The 23,064-nt window shown below is 52.5% G+C and carries 19 protein-coding genes, 3 tRNA genes, 3 rRNA genes and 1 pseudogene; 10 read left to right on the forward strand and 16 right to left on the reverse strand.

Translation table 11 applies throughout. The annotated features are described in order from the left end of the window. Positions 1-79: 79 nt before the first annotated feature. Entirely contained in the window at positions 80-811 is a 732-nt protein-coding gene (gene dnaQ, locus O1723_RS17330) for a DNA polymerase III subunit epsilon (RefSeq protein WP_014882661.1), read from the reverse strand. On the opposite strand from dnaQ, the pseudogene rnhA reads away from it, so the two are divergent. Further along, positions 765-1,342, forward strand: a pseudogene (rnhA, locus tag O1723_RS17335) (ribonuclease HI). The gene dnaQ and the pseudogene rnhA overlap by 47 nt on opposite strands. Here rnhA and O1723_RS17340 read toward each other — a convergent pair. After that, a complete protein-coding gene (locus tag O1723_RS17340; RefSeq protein WP_014882659.1) occupies positions 1,343-2,059 on the reverse strand; it encodes a class I SAM-dependent methyltransferase in 717 nt (238 codons plus the stop codon). Positions 2,060-2,091: 32 nt separating this feature from the next. Between O1723_RS17340 and gloB the strand changes: the two genes are divergently transcribed. Both gloB and mltD read left to right on the forward strand, forming a co-directional pair. Further along, positions 2,092-2,850, forward strand: coding sequence for a hydroxyacylglutathione hydrolase (gene gloB / locus O1723_RS17345; RefSeq protein WP_014882658.1), 759 nt, complete (start codon positions 2,092-2,094; stop codon positions 2,848-2,850). A gap of 68 nt (positions 2,851-2,918) precedes the next feature. Next, the gene (gene mltD, locus O1723_RS17350) at positions 2,919-4,283 is read left to right on the forward strand and encodes a murein transglycosylase D (protein ID WP_023336785.1); all 1,365 of its coding nucleotides are present in this window, start codon (positions 2,919-2,921) and stop codon (positions 4,281-4,283) included. 52 nt (positions 4,284-4,335) lie between these two features. On the opposite strand, the gene O1723_RS17355 is transcribed toward mltD, so the two are convergent. The 3 genes from O1723_RS17355 to O1723_RS17365 all read right to left on the reverse strand — a co-directional run bounded on the left by O1723_RS17355 (position 4,336) and on the right by O1723_RS17365 (position 7,297). Then, positions 4,336-5,109, reverse strand: a complete 774-nt coding sequence (locus O1723_RS17355; RefSeq protein ID WP_023336784.1) for a class I SAM-dependent methyltransferase — start codon at positions 5,107-5,109, stop codon at positions 4,336-4,338. Between the two features lie 76 nt (positions 5,110-5,185). Next, a complete protein-coding gene (locus O1723_RS17360; RefSeq protein WP_014882655.1) occupies positions 5,186-5,986 on the reverse strand; it encodes an endonuclease/exonuclease/phosphatase family protein in 801 nt (266 codons plus the stop codon). 135 nt (positions 5,987-6,121) lie between these two features. After that, positions 6,122-7,297 carry an MFS transporter gene (locus O1723_RS17365; protein ID WP_023332149.1) on the reverse strand — a complete coding sequence of 392 codons (1,176 nt, stop codon included), beginning with the start codon at positions 7,295-7,297 and terminating at the stop codon, positions 6,122-6,124. Positions 7,298-7,401: 104 nt separating this feature from the next. On the opposite strand from O1723_RS17365, the gene yafC reads away from it, so the two are divergent. Then, positions 7,402-8,307: a DNA-binding transcriptional regulator YafC gene (yafC, locus tag O1723_RS17370; protein ID WP_023336783.1), complete on the forward strand. Its 906-nt coding sequence runs from the start codon at positions 7,402-7,404 to the stop codon at positions 8,305-8,307. 29 nt (positions 8,308-8,336) lie between these two features. Here the strand turns inward: yafC and dkgB are convergent, their stop codons facing one another. The 8 genes from dkgB to gmhB all read right to left on the reverse strand — a co-directional run bounded on the left by dkgB (position 8,337) and on the right by gmhB (position 15,505). Further along, positions 8,337-9,140, reverse strand: a complete 804-nt coding sequence (gene dkgB, locus O1723_RS17375) for a 2,5-didehydrogluconate reductase DkgB (RefSeq protein WP_023336782.1) — start codon at positions 9,138-9,140, stop codon at positions 8,337-8,339. 160 nt (positions 9,141-9,300) lie between these two features. After that, a tRNA-Asp gene (locus O1723_RS17380) sits at positions 9,301-9,377 on the reverse strand. Positions 9,378-9,433: 56 nt separating this feature from the next. After that, positions 9,434-9,549 (reverse strand): 5S ribosomal RNA (rrf, locus tag O1723_RS17385). A gap of 64 nt (positions 9,550-9,613) precedes the next feature. Further along, a 23S ribosomal RNA gene (locus tag O1723_RS17390) occupies positions 9,614-12,518 on the reverse strand. A gap of 180 nt (positions 12,519-12,698) precedes the next feature. Beyond that, positions 12,699-12,774, reverse strand: a tRNA-Ala gene (locus tag O1723_RS17395). Positions 12,775-12,882: 108 nt separating this feature from the next. Then, positions 12,883-12,959, reverse strand: a tRNA-Ile gene (locus O1723_RS17400). A 70-nt stretch (positions 12,960-13,029) separates the two neighbouring features. After that, positions 13,030-14,569: ribosomal RNA gene (locus O1723_RS17405) — 16S ribosomal RNA — on the reverse strand. Together the 16S, 23S and 5S rRNA genes with 3 tRNA genes alongside form the textbook arrangement of a ribosomal RNA operon. A gap of 369 nt (positions 14,570-14,938) precedes the next feature. Beyond that, on the reverse strand, positions 14,939-15,505 hold the full coding sequence (gene gmhB / locus O1723_RS17410; RefSeq protein WP_248191260.1) for a D-glycero-beta-D-manno-heptose 1,7-bisphosphate 7-phosphatase: 567 nt from the start codon (positions 15,503-15,505) through the stop codon (positions 14,939-14,941). A 188-nt stretch (positions 15,506-15,693) separates the two neighbouring features. Here gmhB and metN point away from each other — a divergent pair, with 188 nt between their 5' ends. From metN to proS, 6 genes are all read left to right on the forward strand, one after another. Continuing rightward, positions 15,694-16,725 (forward strand): methionine ABC transporter ATP-binding protein MetN, encoded by a 1,032-nt coding sequence (gene metN / locus O1723_RS17415; protein ID WP_023332146.1) that lies wholly within the window; start codon positions 15,694-15,696, stop codon positions 16,723-16,725. After that, positions 16,718-17,371 (forward strand): methionine ABC transporter permease MetI, encoded by a 654-nt coding sequence (locus O1723_RS17420; RefSeq protein WP_479983844.1) that lies wholly within the window; start codon positions 16,718-16,720, stop codon positions 17,369-17,371. The genes metN and O1723_RS17420 overlap by 8 nt, the downstream gene beginning before the upstream one ends. Positions 17,372-17,411: 40 nt before the next feature. After that, positions 17,412-18,227, forward strand: coding sequence for a methionine ABC transporter substrate-binding lipoprotein MetQ (metQ, locus tag O1723_RS17425; RefSeq protein ID WP_014168729.1), 816 nt, complete (start codon positions 17,412-17,414; stop codon positions 18,225-18,227). Positions 18,228-18,333: 106 nt separating this feature from the next. Continuing rightward, a complete protein-coding gene (gene rcsF, locus O1723_RS17430; protein ID WP_008501883.1) occupies positions 18,334-18,738 on the forward strand; it encodes an Rcs stress response system protein RcsF in 405 nt (134 codons plus the stop codon). Beyond that, positions 18,735-19,442 carry a tRNA (N6-threonylcarbamoyladenosine(37)-N6)-methyltransferase TrmO gene (gene tsaA / locus O1723_RS17435; protein WP_014882649.1) on the forward strand — a complete coding sequence of 236 codons (708 nt, stop codon included), beginning with the start codon at positions 18,735-18,737 and terminating at the stop codon, positions 19,440-19,442. Before rcsF ends, tsaA begins: the two co-directional genes overlap by 4 nt. A gap of 112 nt (positions 19,443-19,554) precedes the next feature. Continuing rightward, positions 19,555-21,273 (forward strand): proline--tRNA ligase, encoded by a 1,719-nt coding sequence (gene proS, locus O1723_RS17440; protein ID WP_023332143.1) that lies wholly within the window; start codon positions 19,555-19,557, stop codon positions 21,271-21,273. A 47-nt stretch (positions 21,274-21,320) separates the two neighbouring features. Here the strand turns inward: proS and nlpE are convergent, their stop codons facing one another. The 3 genes from nlpE to O1723_RS17455 are packed head-to-tail and all read right to left on the reverse strand — an operon-like array spanning position 21,321 to position 23,018. Beyond that, positions 21,321-22,019, reverse strand: a complete 699-nt coding sequence (gene nlpE, locus O1723_RS17445; RefSeq protein WP_023336780.1) for an envelope stress response activation lipoprotein NlpE — start codon at positions 22,017-22,019, stop codon at positions 21,321-21,323. 34 nt (positions 22,020-22,053) lie between these two features. Further along, entirely contained in the window at positions 22,054-22,476 is a 423-nt protein-coding gene (arfB, locus tag O1723_RS17450) for an alternative ribosome rescue aminoacyl-tRNA hydrolase ArfB (protein ID WP_023336779.1), read from the reverse strand. Further along, positions 22,473-23,018: a YaeQ family protein gene (locus O1723_RS17455; RefSeq protein ID WP_014882645.1), complete on the reverse strand. Its 546-nt coding sequence runs from the start codon at positions 23,016-23,018 to the stop codon at positions 22,473-22,475. Before O1723_RS17455 ends, arfB begins: the two co-directional genes overlap by 4 nt. Between the last annotated feature and the right edge of the window lie 46 nt (positions 23,019-23,064).

The following is a 23,064-nucleotide window of genomic DNA, read 5'->3' on the forward strand; positions in this document are numbered from 1 at the left end:
CAACGCTTTTTCTCACGTTTTGAATCGTTTGCTGCAAAAATCGCCCAACCGATGATTTTACAGACATTATGGCGTTTTTTCAGGCGCGCCACATACAGCTGCCACCCTTCTTCTGTACCAGATCGAGACGGGATTCATGGTTAAGTAACTCTTCATCACTGGCTAAAATAACCCGTAAGCGGCTTGCCTGACGGACAACGCGCTGGATGCCCGCTTCGCCCTGCGTCTGCTGCGACTCATTTTCCATGCTGAATTTCATCGACGTCTGACCGCCGGTCATCGCCAGATAGACATCAGCCAGAATCTGGGCATCGAGAAGTGCCCCGTGCAGCGTTCGCTTGGTGTTGTCTATTTCATAACGTGAACAGAGTGCATCGAGGCTGTTACGCTTGCCGGGAAACATCTTCCTCGCCAGCGCCAGGCTATCGGTCACTTTGCAGAAGGTATTGGTTTTCGGAATATCGCGATGGAGCTTACTAAACTCATAGTCCATAAAGCCGATATCGAACGACGCGTTATGGATGATTAACTCAGCGCCTTTGATGTAGTCGAGAAACTCGTCTGCCACCTCAGCGAAGGTCGGTTTATCCAGCAAGAACTCATCGGCAATACCGTGAACGCCAAACGCTTCTGGATCCACCAGCCGATCGGGTTTGAGGTAGACGTGGAAGTTGTTCCCCGTAAGACGACGGTTCACCACTTCAACGGCACCGATCTCAATGATCTTGTGCCCTTCGTAGTGCGCGCCGATCTGGTTCATACCGGTGGTTTCGGTATCGAGGACAATCTGGCGAGTAATTGCAGTGCTCATAGCGGTCATTTATGTCAGACTTATCGTTTAACTGAACGTTTCAATACAGGAAGTCTACCAGAGATGCGTAAACAGGTAGAAATTTTCACCGATGGATCTTGTCTCGGGAACCCAGGCCCCGGCGGCTACGGCGCGATTATGCGCTATCGTCAGCATGAGAAAACTTTTAGCGAAGGGTATTTCCTGACCACCAACAACCGTATGGAGTTGATGGCGGCCATTGTGGCGCTGGAAGCCTTAAAAGAACACTGCGACGTGGTGTTGAGTACGGATAGCCAGTACGTGCGACAGGGTATCACCCAGTGGATCCACAACTGGAAAAAACGCGGCTGGAAAACTGCAGACAAGAAGCCCGTGAAGAACGTCGATCTCTGGAAGCGCCTTGATGCGGCACTGGGCCAGCACGAGATTAAGTGGGAGTGGGTTAAAGGCCACGCCGGCCACCCGGAAAACGAACGCTGCGATGAACTGGCGCGCGCGGCGGCCTCAAATCCGGCCCATGAGGATACTGGCTACCAGCCTGAATCCTGATCAGGGTTTTCTGTACTGCCGCGTTGCGCCAACGGTCTGGCGGATGGGCGTTTTCGATTTGCTCTGCTTCATGGGGTTAAGCGTCAGAGGGATGGTTCGCTTACGCGCGACGATAAACTGCATGCAGCCTAATGCGGGCAAATGCGTACTCAATAAAACTCCCCCCTGACGTGCCCACGGCAGTACCTGAAAACCGCCATAGTTGAGCACTTCAAAGTTGAGCAGTGACAGCCAGTCGAGCTGGCGCATCATGGTGAACATCCGGCTGTTATAGGGTGGCGTTCGGCGCAATACAGGCACCAGCTTACGTAACCCCATCAGACTCAGCGGATTAAAACCGCTGAGTATCAGCCAGCCGTCATCAATCAGCACGCGATCGGCTTCACGCAGCATACGATGAGGATCGCTGCACCAGGGCAGCGCGTGGGCAAGAAGACAAGCATCTACGGATTTTTCCGCAAACGGCAGATGCAATGGGTCAGCCTTCACCTGAACCGGCGATCCGCCGAGAGAGACATTGACCTGATGTGAGATGGCGCAGCTTTCGGTATTGATTTCTGCGCTGAGATTGCCAATCTTAAGCAGGTGAAAGCCATACATTTTCGCGAGCCAGGGCTTCAGCTGTTGCTCAAGCGCCTCGCGATAGTATTCACCCCAGGGCAATTCCGCCCAACGTTCCGGTGCTGCGACAGTCTGAGGTATCCTTGCCGGTTTCATCAAAACACCCGCCACGCTATAAGAGGTAATGTATGAATCTTATCAGTATTCCTGCTTTTCAGGACAATTACATCTGGGTTTTGGTCGATAACGATCGTCGATGCGTTATTGTCGATCCCGGCGAATCCGCCCCTGTGCTTGATGCAATAAAGGAGAACGGCTGGCAGCCAGAAGCCATCCTGTTGACGCACCATCATAACGATCACACTGGCGGCGTGCCGGAACTGCGCGCTCATTTTCCGCATCTTGTGGTTTACGGACCAGCTGAGACACAAGATAAGGGAACGACGCAAGTAGTCCAGGAGGGCGAAAATATCCACATCCGTGAGTGGGAGTTTTCCGTATTTGCTACGCCAGGTCACACTTTGGGACATCTGTGTTTCTACAGTAAACCTTATCTTTTTTGTGGCGACACCCTCTTCTCAGGCGGTTGCGGAAGACTTTTTGAAGGCACACCAGAACAGATGTATCAGTCTTTACAAAAGATTAGTGCTTTACCCGATGACACACTTATTTGTTGTGCCCATGAGTATACATTAGGAAATATGAAGTTTGCGGTGAGCCTCTTACCCGAGGATCGGGCGATTCAGGATTATTATCACAAAGTGAAGGAGTTACGTGCAAAAAACCAAAATACACTACCCGCAATTCTGAAAAATGAGCGCCGAATTAATTTATTTCTGCGAACAGATGATATTGATTTAATTAATAAAATTAACCAAGAAACAAATTTGCAACAACCAGAACAGCGATTTGCATGGTTAAGGTCAAAGAAAGATAACTTCAGATAAATGCGGGTTGCCTTTTCAAAATTTCGCCGTTATCATCGCTCGTCTTTTAAGCAACTATTGACACACACATGAAGGCAAAAGCGATATTACTCGCCTCTGTCCTGCTTGTAGGTTGCCAGTCGCAGAACGGCAGCAACGTACAACAGCACGCACAGAGCCTTTCTGCAGCTGGTCAAGGGGAAGCAGGGAAGTTTACAAGTTCGGCGCGCTGGATGGACGATGGGACATCTTTCGCGCAGGAGCAAGACTTGTGGACCTCTATTGGCGACGAGCTAAAGATGGGAATTCCGGAAAACAGCCGGATTCGCGAACAGAAGCAGAAGTATTTAAGAAATAAGAGCTATCTCCACGATGTAACGTTACGGGCAGAGCCGTATATGTACTGGATAGCCGGGCAAGTTAAGAAACGTAACATGCCTATGGAGCTGGTACTCCTACCCATAGTGGAGAGCGCTTTTGACCCACACGCGACGTCTGGCGCCAATGCCGCAGGCATTTGGCAGATCATTCCGAGCACCGGGCGAAACTATGGTCTGAAACAGACCCGCAACTATGATGCGCGTCGGGATGTTGTCGCTTCAACGACAGCCGCTCTCGACATGATGCAACGTCTGAATAAGATGTTTGACGGCGACTGGCTGTTAACGGTCGCAGCGTATAATAGTGGCGAGGGTCGTGTACTGAAGGCAATGAAAGCGAATAAAGCACGGGGTAAATCCACCGATTTTTGGTCGCTCTCACTGCCACAGGAAACGAAGATTTACGTACCGAAGATGCTGGCCTTGAGCGATATTCTCAAGAACAGCAAGCGTTACGGTGTACAACTGCCAACACCAGACGAAAGTCGTGCACTGGCGCGCGTTCGCCTCAGCAACCCTGTGGATATTCAACAGGTTGCTGATATGACGGGTATGTCGGTAAGTAAACTTAAAACCTTTAATGCAGGCGTTAAAGGCTCAACGCTGGGGGCTAGCGGCCCGCAGTATGTGATGGTTCCGCAGAAACATGCTGAGCAATTGCGTGAGTCTTTAGCATCGGGTGAGATTGCCGCCGTTCAGTCAACGCTGATCGCCGATGCTTCATCCGTTAACAGCCGCAGCTATAAGGTGCGTTCAGGTGATACGCTTTCTGGCATTGCATCACGTCTTGGCGTGACGGCGAAAGATCTGCAGCAGTGGAATAATCTGCGCAGCTCAGGTCTGAAAGTGGGTCAAACTCTGACGGTAGGCGCAGGTAGCAGCGCACAGCGTCTCGCCAGCAACAGCGATAGCATCACTTATCGCGTACGCAAAGGCGATTCACTGTCCAGTATCGCAAAACGACATGGCGTGAACATCAAAGATGTAATGCGCTGGAACAATGATACTGACAATCTGAAACCAGGCGACCAGTTGACGTTGTTTGTGAAGAACAGCGCCACGCCAGACTCCTGATTACACGATCGAAAGATAAAAAGGCACCGATTCCCCTCGGTGCCTTTTTTGTTTATCCCACTTTTTGCGCTTCAGCCATGATGGTATCGCTGGTAAACGATCCATCCTCCCGCAATTCAAAGTACGCTTTTACCTCAGCAGAGGCACTCTCCTGATAGAGGCGAATCGCCTGACTTAATGCTTCCGGGGTACGCATACGGGCAATCCACGAAGGGTATTCCAGCGGCAAACGGTCTGTTGTTAACGTTCGGGTAATCAACCCCGCTTCAGTGATAAGCGATAACCACTCTCCGCTGGAGTAGTTTTGTACGTGGGAAGTATCACGCAGCGCTTCTACTGTCTGCAGCCAGATATCGCGCACCGGATGCCCGGGAGACATCACATCCATAATAATGAAGATCCCGCCCGGCTTCAGGACACGTTTGACTTCACGTAACGCCTGGCCGACATCATGCCAGTGGTGCGCGGAATAACGGCTAATCACCACCTCAAACGAGGCATCATCAAACGGTAAGGACTCGGCGTACCCCTGGCGCGTATCCACGTTGCTCAACCCTTTCGCCTTCGCCGCCTCAGCAACAACATCCAGCATCTGACTGGATAAGTCATACGCGGTGACCTTCGCCACCTGCTGCGCAGCCGTAAAGCTGGCATGCCCTGCCCCACAGCCTAAATCCAGCACGTGCGCCTGCGGGAATGCTGCCAGACGTTCGCCGAGACGCAGCAGGTCACGACCTGAAGCATGCACGGCGCTGGTCAGATAGGCATTTGCCTGGGAGCCAAACTGTTTTTCTACGTTGTCATGATGGGAGTGTGTTGCTGTCATCGTACTGTCCTTTGTTGGTTAAAAATAAAAGGGCAGCACCCGCGCAGGCCTGCCCCACGGCAGACCTGACACACCATTATTTATCAGGTTTGCCGGGACTGAATTCGACTAGTAGAGGGTTGTGATCGGAGGCGCGCGTGACCAGAACAGAGGCATCATGCACGCTCAGACCACGATAGAAGACAAAATCGAGAGGTCGACCAAAGGCTTTTTTACGCTGATCGTCACTAAAACGGACTTCACGCAGAGACATTTCACGCGCAAAGCGATACAGCGCATTCATGCGCGGACGACTCCAGGCATTGAAATCACCGGCCATAATGATAGGCCCGCTGTGGTGGGCAATTTGATCGCCAATGGGAAGTAACTGCTTACTGTACACATCCACGCCCAGGCTGAAATTTACCGCGTGGATGTTCACCACCATCAGCATCCGGGTATCCGGCAGCGGATAGACGGTCACCAGCGCCGATTTCGCCAGACGCAGTATAGGCTCGCGCTCACGCAGCGGGCAGCAGTAAACCGGGTGTGCTGAAGAGAGGGTCATCACGCCTGAAGGATGTTGCGGCAGGACAAACGCCGGCACCTGGTCGGCAGCAAGATAGTTCGTTGTGGCAAACCGAACCAGTTCAGGTGTGGTTTGCGCCTCCTGAAGCAGAACCAGATGAGCATCTTTACCAAAATTCTTGAGTACCGATAACCACTCCGCACGCTGCTGCTTAAAGATATTCCAGACCAGTACCCGAATTTTGTCATCGCTGCTTAACGGTGTCCCTGCGGGTAATGCCTGGCTTATGCTCGCAAACGACCCCGGAGGCAAGATCCTCTCCGCGGGCATTCCGGCAACATAACGCATGGCATAGGTATTTTTTCGCACTTTTGGAAACGGCCTCTGTAACATGAACCAGCCCGAAAACGGACTGGTTCTAATGTTATAGGGACTTTAGGTCACACTTTCAACGCAATTTCTGAGAAACCGCTTTCCAGTTTTGTAAGCAAGCACTTACTGATGTTATCCCAGTGCTACGCGAGTAGGTTTATCGAGGCGGCCACTCAGCCCTATCAGCAGGAAAGCGACAAGGACGATCACCGCACCAATCCAGGGAGTCTGGGTTAATCCAAAGTGTTCGACGGTTTGTCCGCCAATAATGGAGCCCAGCGCGATCCCAATATTGAACGCGGCAATGTTCAGTCCGGATGCCACATCCACGGCGTTTGGCGTATAGAGCTCCGCTTTCTGAACAACATAAACCTGAAGCCCGGGCACGTTGCCAAAAGCGAAGACACCCATTACCAGTACCGTGATCAGTGCGGCATATTGCATGGACGCCGTGAACTGGAATATCAACAGCAGAACCACCAGGGCGGCGAAGATAAATTTCAGCGCCGGAACCGCACCATGTTTATCTGCAAGCTTGCCGCCCCAGATATTGCCAATCGCCACGGAAATACCGTATCCCAGCAAAATCCAGCTCACGGCACTCGGGGAGAAGCCTGCCAGGTCCTGCATCATCGGTGCCAGGAAGGTGAAGGCGGTAAATACGCCTCCATAGCCCAGAGCCGTGACCGCGTAGATGATCAGCAAACGCGGATGGGTAAGCACCTTTAGCTGATCGCTCAGGCTGGCGCTGGCCCGGCCTGGAATAGTCGACGGTACCAGCAGCAGGCTAGCAACAAGGGCAATAACCCCCAATAAGGAGACGGCCAGAAACGTCTCACGCCAGCCGAAGTGCTGTCCGATAAACGTGCCTAGCGGCACACCCGTAACGAGTGCGACGGTCAGTCCACCAAACATGATCGCAATAGCTGAGGCTGCTTTCTCTTTGGGGACCAGGCTGGTTGCAATGGTGGAACCAATTGAGAAGAACACGCCGTGTGCAAGGCCGGTCAACAGACGGGCAATCACCAGGGTGGTGTAGTCCGGTGCCTGCCAGGCCAGAATGTTACCGGCGGTGAACAACACCATCAACGCAACTAACAGCTGCTTACGTGGAAAACGTCCGGTCAGAGCCGTCAGCACAGGCGCACCGACGGCGACGCCCAGGGCGTAGATTGACACCAGCAATCCGGCGGAAGGCAGCGAGATCGCAAGCTGGTTAGCAATGGTGGGAACCAGTCCCACGATAACAAATTCGGTCGTGCCAATTGCAAAGGCACTGATCGTCAGGGCAAGTAGCGCCAGTGGCATAAAATACTCCGTATCATCAGGATTAAGATGACAGCCAGTATGCGCCAGTGCTTAAATAACAAAAATGGTCAAAATATCAATAGAATTTTGCAGGTGGTGCAACAATGAAAGCAACGTCAGAAGAGCTGACAATCTTTGTCGCCGTTGTTGAAAGCGGTAGCTTTAGCCGGGCAGCCGAACAGCTGGGACAGGCTAACTCGGCCATCAGCCGCTCAGTGAAAAAGCTGGAGATGAAGCTTGGGGTGAGCCTGCTCAACCGGACGACGCGGCAACTGAGCCTGACGGAAGAAGGAGAGCGTTATTTCCGCCGCGTGCAGTCGGTGCTGCAGGAGATGGCTGCAGCAGAGACAGAAATTATGGAAAGCCGCAGCACGCCGCGGGGATTGCTGCGCATTGATGCGGCCACGCCGGTAGTACTGCACTTTCTGATGCCGCTGATCAAACCTTTTCGTGAACGCTATCCGCAGATGACGCTTTCTTTGGTCTCATCAGAGACGTTTATCAACCTCATCGAGCGTAAAGTGGATGTGGCTATCCGGGCCGGTACACTGACCGATTCAAGCTTGCGCGCCCGCCCGCTGTTTGCCAGCTACCGCAAAATTATCGCGTCGCCGCAGTACATTGCTGAGCACGGTAAACCGGAGACCGTTGAAGAGTTGAAGCAGCATCTTTGTCTGGGCTTTACGGAACCGGTATCACTGAACACCTGGCCTGTCGCCTGTCGTGATGGTCAGCTTCATGAAATTACCAGTGGGTTATCGTCAAACAGTGGAGAAACGCTAAAGCAACTGTGTCTTGAAGGGAACGGCATCGCGTGCCTGTCTGACTATATGATAGATAAGGAGATTGAACGAGGTGAACTGGTGGAACTGATGGCGGATAAACGTTTGCCGGTCGAGATGCCTTTTAGCGCAGTGTATTACAGTGACAGAGCGGTGAGTACGCGGATTCGTGCTTTTATTGACTTCCTGAGTGAACATATAAAGACAGCTCCCGGAGGAGCTGTATGAGGGTTAAGGCGACAGAGGGTTAGTGAAATTTAATCCCAGTCAGGCGCTAAACCTTCCGGGCTGACCAGGCGATCGTTGCACTCCAGTGCTGCGATCGCTTTTTTATCGTCATCATCCAGATGAAGGTCGACCGCTGACAGGTTGCTGGCCAGGTTTACACGTTTGGTTGACGATGGGATCACGGCATAACCTTCGCCCATTGCCCATGCCAGAATGACCTGTGCCGGAGTCGCGTTATGTTTTTCTGCAATACGTATAATCGCCTCATCTTTCAGTGCCTTACCATAAGCCAGCGTCATGTATGACGTAATGTGGATACCGTGCTGCGTTGCCCAGTCCACGACTTTATGGTTTTGCAGATAAGGTGAAAGTTCAATCTGGTTGGTCGCGATATTTTCTGCACCTACTGCGGCAATGGCTTTTTCCATCAGCGGAATGGTGAAGTTTGAAATACCGATTTCACGCGTTAATCCCTGCTTTTTCGCTTCCATCAGCGCCTGCATGAACTCTTCTACAGAAACGGCATCGTTTGGTGATGGCCAGTGGATCAGCGTCAGGTCCACGTAGTCAGTACGCAGCTTTTTCAGACTCTCTTTCAGGCTCGGGAGCAGTTTGTCTTTGCTGAGGTTTTCAATCCAGATTTTGGTGGTGATAAATATCTCGTTACGCGGTACACCACTCTCTTCAATGGCCTGTCCAACGGCAGCTTCATTTTCATAGATCTGTGCCGTATCAATTGCGCGATAGCCTAACTCGAGTGCCGTTTTAACAGATGCGATAACAACGTCGTCTTTAAGGCGGAAAGTGCCCAGACCAAATGCAGGGAGAGTCATAGTATTCCTCAATCATTATGTTCGTAAACTGAGGAGGATTATCGCTGGCGTCGTTATATTGAAAAAGATCGTAAAACGCAGAGGATTTTTGCTCATTTCGCAATAATTAAACAGCAGATAAGAAAAAAGCCCTGAGCGTTAACTCAGGGCTTTCAATAAGTGGCGGAACGGACGGGACTCGAACCCGCGACCCCCTGCGTGACAGGCAGGTATTCTAACCGACTGAACTACCGCTCCACCGAAGACTGCTTGTAACCACCGGATTTATGCACCGGCTTACTACTTAATTTGATGCCTGGCAGTTCCCTACTCTCACATGGGGAGACCCCACACTACCATCGGCGCTACGGCGTTTCACTTCTGAGTTCGGCATGGGGTCAGGTGGGACCACCGCGCTAAAGCCGCCAGGCAAATTCTGTTATCTGTATCAGGCTGAAAATCGTCTCTCACCGCCAAAACACCTTCGGCGTTGTAAGGTTAAGCCTCACGGTTCATTAGTATCGGTTAGCTCAACGCATCGCTGCGCTTACACACCCGACCTATCAACGTCGTCGTCTTCAACGTTCCTTCAGGAGACTTATAGTCTCAGGGAGAACTCATCTCGGGGCAAGTTTCGTGCTTAGATGCTTTCAGCACTTATCTCTTCCGCATTTAGCTACCGGGCAGTGCCATTGGCATGACAACCCGAACACCAGTGATGCGTCCACTCCGGTCCTCTCGTACTAGGAGCAGCCCCCCTCAATTCTCCAGCGCCCACGGCAGATAGGGACCGAACTGTCTCACGACGTTCTAAACCCAGCTCGCGTACCACTTTAAATGGCGAACAGCCATACCCTTGGGACCTACTTCAGCCCCAGGATGTGATGAGCCGACATCGAGGTGCCAAACACCGCCGTCGATATGAACTCTTGGGCGGTATCAGCCTGTTATCCCCGGAGTACCTTTTATCCGTTGAGCGATGGCCCTTCCATTCAGAACCACCGGATCACTATGACCTGCTTTCGCACCTGCTCGAGCCGTCACTCTCGCAGTCAAGCTAGCTTATGCCATTGCACTAACCTCCTGATGTCCGACCAGGATTAGCTAACCTTCGTGCTCCTCCGTTACTCTTTGGGAGGAGACCGCCCCAGTCAAACTACCCACCAGACACTGTCCGCAACCCGGATTACGGGTCTACGTTAGAACACCAGCCATTAAAGGGTGGTATTTCAAGGTCGGCTCCACGCAGACTGGCGTCCACGCTTCAAAGCCTCCCACCTATCCTACACATCAAGGACCAGTGTTCAGTGTCAAGCTATAGTAAAGGTTCACGGGGTCTTTCCGTCTTGCCGCGGGTACACTGCATCTTCACAGCGAGTTCAATTTCACTGAGTCTCGGGTGGAGACAGCCTGGCCATCATTACGCCATTCGTGCAGGTCGGAACTTACCCGACAAGGAATTTCGCTACCTTAGGACCGTTATAGTTACGGCCGCCGTTTACCGGGGCTTCGATCAAGAGCTTCGCGTTGCCGCTAACCCCATCAATTAACCTTCCGGCACCGGGCAGGCGTCACACCGTATACGTCCACTTTCGTGTTTGCACAGTGCTGTGTTTTTAATAAACAGTTGCAGCCAGCTGGTATCTTCGACTGATTTCAGCTCCACCCGCAGGGGCTTCACCTACATATCAGCGTGCCTTCTCCCGAAGTTACGGCACCATTTTGCCTAGTTCCTTCACCCGAGTTCTCTCAAGCGCCTTGGTATTCTCTACCTGACCACCTGTGTCGGTTTGGGGTACGATTTCGTGTTACCTGATGCTTAGAGGCTTTTCCTGGAAGCAGGGCATTTGTTACTTCAGCACCGTAGTGCCTCGTCATCACACCTCAGCGTTAAAAAGGTACCGGATTTACCTGGAACCTCCGCCTACATGCTTAAACCGGGACAACCGTCGCCCGGCTAACATAGCCTTCTCCGTCCCCCCTTCGCAGTAACACCAAGTACAGGAATATTAACCTGTTTCCCATCGACTACGCCTTTCGGCCTCGCCTTAGGGGTCGACTCACCCTGCCCCGATTAACGTTGGACAGGAACCCTTGGTCTTCCGGCGAGCGGGCTTTTCACCCGCTTTATCGTTACTTATGTCAGCATTCGCACTTCTGATACCTCCAGCAACCCTCACAGGCCACCTTCAACGGCTTACAGAACGCTCCCCTACCCAACAACACATAGTGTCGCTGCCGCAGCTTCGGTGCATGGTTTAGCCCCGTTACATCTTCCGCGCAGGCCGACTCGACCAGTGAGCTATTACGCTTTCTTTAAATGATGGCTGCTTCTAAGCCAACATCCTGGCTGTCTGTGCCTTCCCACATCGTTTCCCACTTAACCATGACTTTGGGACCTTAGCTGGCGGTCTGGGTTGTTTCCCTCTTCACGACGGACGTTAGCACCCGCCGTGTGTCTCCCGTGATAACATTCTTCGGTATTCGTAGTTTGCATCGGGTTGGTAAGCCGGGATGGCCCCCTAGCCGAAACAGTGCTCTACCCCCGAAGATGAGTTCACGAGGCGCTACCTAAATAGCTTTCGGGGAGAACCAGCTATCTCCCGGTTTGATTGGCCTTTCACCCCCAGCCACAGGTCATCCGCTAATTTTTCAACATTAGTCGGTTCGGTCCTCCAGTTAGTGTTACCCAACCTTCAACCTGCCCATGGCTAGATCACCGGGTTTCGGGTCTATACCCTGCAACTTAACGCCCAGTTAAGACTCGGTTTCCCTTCGGCTCCCCTATTCGGTTAACCTTGCTACAGAATATAAGTCGCTGACCCATTATACAAAAGGTACGCAGTCACCTAACAAGTAGGCTCCCACTGCTTGTACGTACACGGTTTCAGGTTCTTTTTCACTCCCCTCGCCGGGGTTCTTTTCGCCTTTCCCTCACGGTACTGGTTCACTATCGGTCAGTCAGGAGTATTTAGCCTTGGAGGATGGTCCCCCCATATTCAGACAGGATACCACGTGTCCCGCCCTACTCTTCGAGTTCACAACCTGTGCATTTTCGTGTACGGGACTATCACCCTGTACCGTCGGACTTTCCAGACCGTTCCACTAACACACAAGCTGATTCAGACTCCGGGCTGCTCCCCGTTCGCTCGCCGCTACTGGGGGAATCTCGGTTGATTTCTTTTCCTCGGGGTACTTAGATGTTTCAGTTCCCCCGGTTCGCCTCGTTAACCTATGTATTCAGTTAACGATAGTGTGACGAATCACACTGGGTTTCCCCATTCGGACATCGCCGGGTCAAAGGTTCATATCACCTCGCCGGCGCTTTTCGCAGATTAGCACGTCCTTCATCGCCTCTGACTGCCAGGGCATCCACCGTGTACGCTTAGTCGCTTAACCTCACAACCCGAAGATGTTTCTTTCGATTCATCATCGGTTTGCGAAAATTTGAGAGACTCGAACACACATAATATGTGTGTCGTTTCAATTTTCAGCTTGATCCAGATTTTTAAAGAGCAAAACTTCGCAGTGCACCTTTTCAGGTTCACTCTGAAGTTTTCTTGTGTTCGCAGTAAAAGATGGTGGAGCTATGCGGGATCGAACCGCAGACCTCCTGCGTGCAAAGCAGGCGCTCTCCCAGCTGAGCTATAGCCCCATCGTTTTGCCAACCTCTGTACCGGTAATTTTTGTTGAGGCAACGCGTGGTGACACGAAGCATACTTAAGTATGTGAGTGTCGCCGCAACGCAGCATCAGCAAAAATTTGGTAGGCCTGAGTGGACTTGAACCACCGACCTCACCCTTATCAGGGGTGCGCTCTAACCACCTGAGCTACAAGCCTGCAGAGATTTTTACTGCTGTTTTTTCATCAGACAATCTGTGTGAGCACTGCAAAGGCAGGTTCTTTAAGGTAAGGAGGTGATCCAACCGCAGGTTCCCCTACGGTTACCTTGTTACGACTTCACCCCAGTCATGAATCACAAAGTGGTAAGCGCCCTCCCGAAGGTTAAGCTACCTACTTCTTTTGCAACCCACTCCCATGGTGTGACGGGCGGTGTGTACAAGGCCCGGGAACGTATTCACCGTAGCATTCTGATCTACGATTACTAGCGATTCCGACTTCATGGAGTCGAGTTGCAGACTCCAATCCGGACTACGACGCACTTTATGAGGTCCGCTTGCTCTCGCGAGGTCGCTTCTCTTTGTATGCGCCATTGTAGCACGTGTGTAGCCCTACTCGTAAGGGCCATGATGACTTGACGTCATCCCCACCTTCCTCCAGTTTATCACTGGCAGTCTCCTTTGAGTTCCCGGCCGGACCGCTGGCAACAAAGGATAAGGGTTGCGCTCGTTGCGGGACTTAACCCAACATTTCACAACACGAGCTGACGACAGCCATGCAGCACCTGTCTCAGAGTTCCCGAAGGCACCAATCCATCTCTGGAAAGTTCTCTGGATGTCAAGAGTAGGTAAGGTTCTTCGCGTTGCATCGAATTAAACCACATGCTCCACCGCTTGTGCGGGCCCCCGTCAATTCATTTGAGTTTTAACCTTGCGGCCGTACTCCCCAGGCGGTCGACTTAACGCGTTAGCTCCGGAAGCCACGCCTCAAGGGCACAACCTCCAAGTCGACATCGTTTACGGCGTGGACTACCAGGGTATCTAATCCTGTTTGCTCCCCACGCTTTCGCACCTGAGCGTCAGTCTTTGTCCAGGGGGCCGCCTTCGCCACCGGTATTCCTCCAGATCTCTACGCATTTCACCGCTACACCTGGAATTCTACCCCCCTCTACAAGACTCTAGCCTGCCAGTTTCGAATGCAGTTCCCAGGTTGAGCCCGGGGATTTCACATCCGACTTGACAGACCGCCTGCGTGCGCTTTACGCCCAGTAATTCCGATTAACGCTTGCACCCTCCGTATTACCGCGGCTGCTGGCACGGAGTTAGCCGGTGCTTCTTCTGCGGGTAACGTCAATTGCTGTGGTTATTAACCACAACACCTTCCTCCCCGCTGAAAGTACTTTACAACCCGAAGGCCTTCTTCATACACGCGGCATGGCTGCATCAGGCTTGCGCCCATTGTGCAATATTCCCCACTGCTGCCTCCCGTAGGAGTCTGGACCGTGTCTCAGTTCCAGTGTGGCTGGTCATCCTCTCAGACCAGCTAGGGATCGTCGCCTAGGTGAGCCGTTACCCCACCTACTAGCTAATCCCATCTGGGCACATCTGATGGCAAGAGGCCCGAAGGTCCCCCTCTTTGGTCTTGCGACGTTACGCGGTATTAGCTACCGTTTCCAGTAGTTATCCCCCTCCATCAGGCAGTTTCCCAGACATTACTCACCCGTCCGCCACTCGTCACCCGAGAGCAAGCTCTCTGTGCTACCGTTCGACTTGCATGTGTTAGGCCTGCCGCCAGCGTTCAATCTGAGCCATGATCAAACTCTTCAATTTAAGTTTGATGCTCGTGAATTAAACTTCGTAATGAATTACGTATGTTCACTCAGAGACTTGGTATTCATTTTTCGTCTTGCGACGTTAAGAATCCATGTCACTTTGAGTGCCCACACAGATTGTCTGATAAATTGTTAAAGAGCAATGCAACGCGGCTTTCAGCTCACCGTTGCGAGGTGGCGTATATTACGCTTTCCTCTTTCAGAGTCAACCCGTTATTTCAGGATTTTTTCTCTTCAACCGACCGGGTTGTCTGTGAAGTGATTCACATCTGCCGTGTCGATGGAGGCGCATTATAGGGAGCTGCCGAGGAATGACAAGTGGAAATATGCATTTTTATTTCGACCGCTCACCTTTTCACCAGAACGGCTATTTTTGGTGCTTTTTTATCTCTTTTGGCAGTTCGGCCAGGCTATTAATCACCCAATCCGCGGCATTTTCAGCTTCTGGCGTAACAGGCTTACCCGTGCGCACTAATATTTTGGTCCCCACACCTGCAGCTGCAGCTGCCTGCATATCTTCCAGTTTATCGCCCACCATATAAGAAGCGGCCATATCGATGTGCAGAAACTCTTGCGCGGAGACAAACATTCCCGGATGCGGTTTACGGCAATCACAGGTCTGGCGATACGCTTCTACGGTTCCCTGAGGGTGGTGTGGGCAATAATAAATGCCATCAAGATCGACCCCGCGATCCGCCAGCGACCAGTCCATCCATTCTGTCAGCGTCTCGAATTGCGCTTCGGTGAATTTACCGCGCGCAATACCAGACTGGTTCGTTACGACCACCAGCGCGTAGCCCATCTCTTTCAGCTGGCGCATTGCCTCTATAACGCCTTCGATAAATTCGAACTCATCAATCTCATGGACATAACCGTGATCCACATTAATAGTGCCATCACGATCGAGAAAAATTGCGGGTACTGATTTTGCCACCGGTTTGCTCCTGAAAAAGGCCTGTTGAGCTAGTATCTCATGAAACGCAGCGCAATAAAGTGCTCATCGTACAGAGTTGGATTGATTTAGACGTCTGGATGCCTTAACATCCGTTTTGTTTACGGTCATCACCCGTATCTGGCAGAACAAAATGCCACGGCTAACTTACATACGATAAAAATAATCTAATGATTAAACTTTCCAATATCACCAAAGTGTTCCAGCAGGGGAACCGAACTATTCAGGCGCTGAACAATGTCAGCCTGCATGTTCCTGCTGGTCAAATTTATGGCGTCATTGGCGCATCGGGTGCAGGTAAAAGCACGCTGATCCGTTGTGTTAACCTGCTTGAGCGCCCAACCCAGGGTAACGTAGAAGTTGGCGGCCAGGAACTTACCGCTCTTTCAGAGAAAGAACTCACCAAAGCGCGTCGTCAGATTGGCATGATCTTCCAGCACTTCAACCTGCTGGCTTCCCGCACCGTTTTCGGCAACGTCGCCTTGCCGCTGGAGCTGGACAACACACCGAAAGAAGAAGTGAAGCGTCGCGTTACCGAACTGCTCGACCTCGTGGGTCTGGGTGACAAACATGACAGCTACCCGGCAAATCTGTCTGGTGGTCAAAAGCAGCGTGTGGCGATTGCCCGCGCACTGGCTAGCAATCCTAAGGTATTGCTGTGTGATGAAGCGACCAGCGCACTGGATCCGGCTACCACGCGTTCTATTCTGGAACTGCTGAAAGACATTAACCGTCGCCTCGGCCTGACGATCCTCCTTATTACGCACGAGATGGATGTGGTGAAACGCATCTGCGACTGCGTGGCGGTCATTAGCAACGGTGAACTGATTGAGCAGGATACCGTCAGCGAAGTGTTCTCCCATCCGAAGACCCCACTGGCGCAGCAGTTCATTCAGTCGACGCTGCACCTGGATATTCCGGAAGATTATCTGGAGCGTTTGAAAACTGAACCCGCGGCAGACAGTGTCCCAATGCTGCGCATGGAGTTCACCGGTCAGTCCGTTGATGCCCCTCTGCTTTCCGAAACCGCGCGTCGCTTTAACGTGAACAACAACATTATCAGCGCCCAGATGGATTACGCCGGTGGCGTGAAGTTCGGCATCATGCTGACGGAAATGCACGGCACACAAGAAGAAACCCAGGCGGCAATCGCCTGGCTGCAAGAACACCACGTAAAAGTAGAGGTACTGGGTTATGTCTGAGCCGATGATGTGGCTGATGGTTCGCGGCGTTTGGGAAACGCTGGCAATGACCTTCGTATCGGGTTTCTTTGGTTTTGTGATTGGCCTGCCGGTCGGCGTACTGCTGTATGTCACGCGTCCGGGTCAAATCATTGAGAACGCGAAGCTCTACCGTACGCTCTCTGCGCTGGTAAACATCTTCCGTTCCATTCCGTTCATTATTCTGCTGGTGTGGATGATTCCATTTACCCGCGTGATCGTTGGTACGTCAATCGGTCTGCAGGCGGCCATTGTTCCGTTGACGGTAGGCGCTGCGCCGTTTATCGCCCGTATGGTGGAAAACGCCCTGCTGGAGATCCCAACGGGATTGATCGAGGCCTCTCGTGCGATGGGCGCAACACCTATGCAGATCGTCCGCAAGGTACTACTGCCTGAAGCACTGCCAGGCCTGGTGAACGCGGCGACGATTACGCTTATTACTCTGGTGGGGTATTCCGCTATGGGCGGTGCCGTAGGTGCCGGCGGTTTAGGCCAGATTGGCTACCAGTACGGCTATATTGGTTATAACGCTACCGTAATGAATACCGTTCTGGTATTGCTGGTTGTGCTGGTTTACTTAATCCAGTTCTCTGGCGATCGCATCGTCCGGGCTGTTACTCACAAATAACGTTACACACAACACAAACTCGACGAGTTAAGGATAAAACATGGCGTTTAAATTAAAGACCTTTGCAGCAGTAGGCGCGCTTATTGGCTCTCTGGCACTGGTGGGTTGCGGTCAGGACGAAAAAGATCCAAACCACATCAAAGTGGGCGTTATCGTAGGTGCAGAACAGCAGGTTGCTGAAGTTGCCCAGAAAGTGGCGAAAGAGAAATACGGCCTGGACGTTGAGCTGGTGACCTTCAACGATTACGTTCTGCCAAACGAAGCGCTGAGCAAAGGCGATATCGACGCTAACGCCTTCCAGCATAAGCCTTACCTGGATCAGCAGATCAAAGATCGTGGCTATAAACTGGTGGGTGTCGGTAACACCTTCGTTTATCCGATTGCCGGTTACTCCAAGAAGATTAAATCACTGGATGAACTGCAGCCGGGCTCTCAGGTTGCGGTGCCTAACGACCCAACCAACCTTGGTCGTTCCCTGCTGCTGCTGCAGAAAGTGGGCCTGATCAAACTGAAAGATGGTGTTGGCCTGCTGCCAACCGTTCTGGATGTCACCGAGAACCCGAAAAATCTGAAAATTGTTGAACTGGAAGCCCCACAGCTGCCACGTTCTCTGGACGATGCGCAGATTGCTCTGGCCGTTATCAACACCACTTACGCCAGCCAGATTGGCCTGACGCCAGCGAAAGACGGTATCTTCGTTGAAGATAAAGACTCCCCGTACGTTAACCTGATCGTGACTCGCGAAGACAACAAAGACGCGGAAAACGTGAAGAAGTTCGTACAGGCTTATCAGTCTGACGAAGTTTACCAGGAAGCCAACAAAGTGTTTAACGGCGGCGCGGTTAAAGGCTGGTAATCTCACCTCAGTGTAATATCATCAGGACGGGCTTATGCCCGTCTTGTCATTTGTGCAGTCAACTGATTCAATATCTGACGTTTTGATTATCCATTGAGGAATTATTATGCGTGCTTTACCGATCTGTCTTTTAGCACTCATGCTGAGCGGCTGTTCTATGCTAAGCAGATCTCCTGTTGAACCTGTTCAAAGCACGGCAACCCCGCCAAAAACAGAGCCTGCGAAACCGAAAGTGGTTCGCCCTGCGCCGGTTCGCATTATCACGAAAGCTGACGAACTCGTCGGTAAACCGTTCCGTGAACTGGGTGAAGTAAGCGGTGAATCCTGTCAGGCAACCAATCAGGACTCTCCGCCGAATATCCCGACAGCGCGTAAACGCATGCAGATTAACGCTGCCAAAATGAAAGCCAACGCGGTTCTGCTGCACAGCTGTGAAGTCACCAGCGGCACGCCGGGCTGCTATCGTCAGGCGGTTTGCATCGGTTCTGCGCTGAACATTACGGCGAAATGAGTGCATTTCAGTTTGAGCAGATAGGCGTTATCCACTCTCCCTATAAAGAGAAGTTCGCCGTGCCTCGCCAGCCGGGTCTGGTGACCAGCGGCGGGGGCGAACTTCATCTTCTGGCGCCTTACAACCAGGCCGATGCGGTACGCGGGCTTGAGGCCTTCAGCCATTTATGGGTGGTATTTGTCTTTCATCAGACAATGGAAGGCGGCTGGCGACCTACCGTGCGCCCTCCTCGTCTGGGTGGAAATGCGCGAATGGGCGTATTTGCGACTCGCTCGACCTTCCGTCCAAACCCGATCGGGATGTCGCTTGTTGAACTGAAAGGCATACGTTGTCAGAAAGATCGGGTGATACTGGAATTAGGCAGTCTGGACCTGGTGGACGGCACGCCGGTTATCGACATCAAACCCTATTTGCCCTTCGCGGAAGCGCTCCCGGACGCGCGCGCAAGTTATGCTCAGGATGCACCGCAGGCGGATATGCCTGTCTCTTTTACCCCTGAGATCGCCTCGCAGCTTAGCCAGATGGAGAAGCGCTATCCTCGTTTGCGGAATTTCATCACCGAAGTGCTGGCACAGGACCCCCGTCCAGCCTACCGTAAAGAAGAGGAAGCAGGAAAAACATACGCCGTCTGGCTGCTGGATTTTAACGTGCGCTGGCGCGTCACCGGGGCAGGTTTTGAAGTGTTTGCCCTTGAACCCAGGTAATTTTGTTCTCCTCTCTTTTGGCATCTTTGCCACACTGGTAAACTAAACCACTTTTTTTGTGTCAGGCTGGTGTTTCAGCCTGTTCCAATCGTCGAAATGGAACCGTAACAACATGCGTACTAGCCAATATCTGCTCTCCACTCTGAAGGAGACGCCTGCCGACGCCGAAGTGATCAGCCATCAGCTGATGCTGCGCGCCGGGATGATCCGCAAGCTGGCCTCCGGGTTATATACCTGGCTGCCGACCGGCGTGCGCGTCCTGAAAAAAGTCGAAAACATCGTGCGTGAAGAGATGAACAACGCCGGTGCTATCGAGGTGTCCATGCCTGTGGTTCAGCCCGCTGACCTGTGGCAGGAGAGCGGCCGTTGGGAACAATATGGCCCAGAACTGCTGCGCTTCGTCGATCGCGGCGAGCGTCCATTCGTTCTCGGCCCAACGCATGAAGAGGTCATTACCGACCTGATCCGTAACGAGCTGAGCTCTTACAAACAGCTGCCGCTGAACTTCTTCCAGATTCAGACCAAGTTCCGTGATGAAGTTCGTCCTCGTTTCGGGGTGATGCGCTCCCGCGAATTCCTGATGAAAGATGCTTACTCTTTCCATACCTCTCAGGAATCGCTGCAAGAGACCTACGACAAAATGTACGAGGCATACAGCAAAATCTTCTCCCGCATGGGTCTGGATTTCCGCGCTGTGCAGGCTGATACCGGCTCCATCGGTGGTAGCGCATCCCATGAATTCCAGGTACTGGCGCAGAGCGGTGAAGACGATGTGATCTTCTCGGACTCTTCAGATTACGCCGCGAACATCGAATTTGCAGAAGCGCTGGCACCAAAAGAACCACGCGGCGCTGCAACGCAGGAGATGACGCTGGTTGATACGCCAAACGCGAAAACCATTGCTGAGCTGGTTGAGCAGTTTGGTCTGCCGATTGAAAAAACCGTCAAAACGCTGCTGGTGAAATCTACCGAAGGCAGCGCTTACCCGCTGGTTGCCCTGCTGGTGCGTGGCGATCACGAGCTGAACGAAGTGAAAGCAGAGAAGCTGCCGCAGGTCGCGAGCCCGCTGACGTTTGCAACAGAAGCGGAAATCCGTGCCGTGGTCAATGCAGGTCCTGGCTCTCTCGGCCCGGTTAATATGCCGGTTCCGGTTGTTATTGACCGCACAGTTGCTGCGATGAGCGACTTCTCCGCCGGCGCTAACATCGACGGTAAACATTACTTCGGTATTAACTGGGATCGCGACGTGGCGACGCCTGAAGTGGCAGACATCCGTAACGTGGTCGCAGGCGATCCAAGTCCGGACGGTCAGGGCACCCTGATGATTAAGCGCGGTATCGAAGTCGGTCACATCTTCCAGCTGGGTGACAAATACTCTCGCGCACTGAACGCCGCCGTTCAGGGTGAAGATGGCCGTAACCAGATCCTGACCATGGGCTGCTACGGTATCGGGGTCACTCGTGTGGTCGCGGCGGCCATTGAACAGAACTACGACGAGCGCGGCATCGTCTGGCCGGACAATATCGCTCCGTTCCAGGTTGCGATTCTGCCAATGAACATGCACAAATCCTACCGTGTCCAGGAGCTGGCTGAGAAGCTGTACGCCGAGCTGCGTGCTCAGGGTATCGAAGTGCTGATGGATGACCGTAAAGAGCGTCCGGGCGTGATGTTCGCCGATATGGAACTGATTGGTATTCCACACACGGTGGTCATCGGTGACCGTAACCTCGACAGCGATGAGATCGAATACAAATACCGTCGTAGCGGCGAGAAACAGATGATCAAGACAGGCGATATTCTTGATTACCTGGTGAAAGCCATCAAAGGCTAAACAAAAAACCCCGCTCAGGCGGGGTTTTTTAATGGATAATCGTCAGCTTATTGACTGTTACAGTCTTTGCCTGCGATAAATTTCGCCTCTTTATCCACCACCAGCGTTTTCACGCTCTCTCCGCTATCCGGGTTTGGCTCCAGCGTAAAGTGACCATCTACGGTCAGCAATACCGGCTTGCTGTCATTGCCACGCGCCACGGCGTAATCACGTTCAAGATGCGCGTTGTTCGCCACGCTGACTTTCTTACCCGTTGCACAGTCGGTAAAGATCGCCGCATCCGCCATATAGAAATACATACCACGCATTGGCATCGGCGTAGCAGGCAGGGCCGCTTTCACCGGCGCAAGCGTATAGTTGAACTGGGATTCAATCGGGTTGCCCTCGCGGTCGAGCATCTCCATCCCCTCACCTTTGGCGCGGAAATACGTTTTCTCACCCGTGGTATCCGTCAGGACCAGCTTTTCCGCTGTACGCGCCCAGGTTCCGTAGGTCGCAAACGAAGAGGGTTCTTTAGCGCCCTGATAACGCTGGTTCATAACCCAGGTGCCGTCTTTTTGCAGGAACAGGGACGTTTCGATGCCTTCACAGTCTGCACAAGGCAATACGCCGCGCCAGCTCTGCTGCATAGGCTTTAACGCTTCATTCTGCGAGGACTGCAAAACCTGCGTTTCAGAACGGTTGTTACACCCGAAAAGCGCAAACAGCGTACTCACTGCCAGCGCTGAAAATAATGCTTTTTTCACAATGAATTCCTTATGAAAATTGTGTTCCCTTTCGTCACTCCATCGGGCGACGAACTTTACCGCGTAGTGCTTTCACTGTGGATTTTTGGGCTTTCGAGGACAACCGACGCTCTTTCGATGCGCGGGTTGGCCGCGTTGCCCGGCGGCTTTTTTGTACTGCTGTTAATTCTTTAATAACGGCCACCAGCCTGGCTATCGCCGCTTCCCGGTTTGACTCCTGGCTGCGGTACTCCTGGGCTTTAATCACAATCACACCTTCGCTGGTGATCAGATGATGGCTGGCAGCAAGCAGACTCTCTTTATAATACTCTGGCAGGCTTGATGCCCGAATGTCAAAACGCAAATGGATCGCCGTTGACGCCTTATTGACGTGCTGTCCACCCGCCCCCTGAGCACGGATGGCGGTGATCTCCAGCTCATTATCAGGGATGCTGACGTTTCGGGACAAAACAATCATGACGCAGGCTGCCAGGCCGTCAGATGAATTTCCAGATTATTCTGAGAATCAGAGAGCCAGATGGCGCCGTCCTGAATGGTTGCCTGCAGCGCCATCGTCCGGCCGGCAAACTCACTGAGCTGCGCCAGCTGTTCATCATCCAGATACCAGACGGTGAGATTTTTATACTGCGCACATTTATTCTTGCTTTGTTGCCACCAGATCTCCGCCGCGCGCTGGTTATAGGCGAATAACGCCACTTCAGCGGACTGGGTACAGGCCTTTTTAATCCGACGCTCGTCCGGCAGACCGAGCTCGATCCACAGGTCGATGCCCAGATGATCGTTTCGCAGCCAGGCTTCTGGCTCGTCCTCTGCGCTTAAGCCGCGGGTAAACTGCAGCCGCTCGTTGGCGTATTTAATCCACGCCAGCAGGCGCAGCATCATACGCTCCTGGGTTTCGGAGGGGTGGCGCGCCAGCGTCAGCGACGCATCCAGAAACTGGTTGCGATCAAGATCGGCCACATTGACCACTGCTTTATAAATTGTCGCTTTAAGCGCCATGAGAGAACTCCATTCGAATCAGGGGCACATTGTAGCGAAAACAGAG

The sequence above is a fragment of the Enterobacter cloacae complex sp. HYC080_NIDB genome, assembly GCF_056673325.1.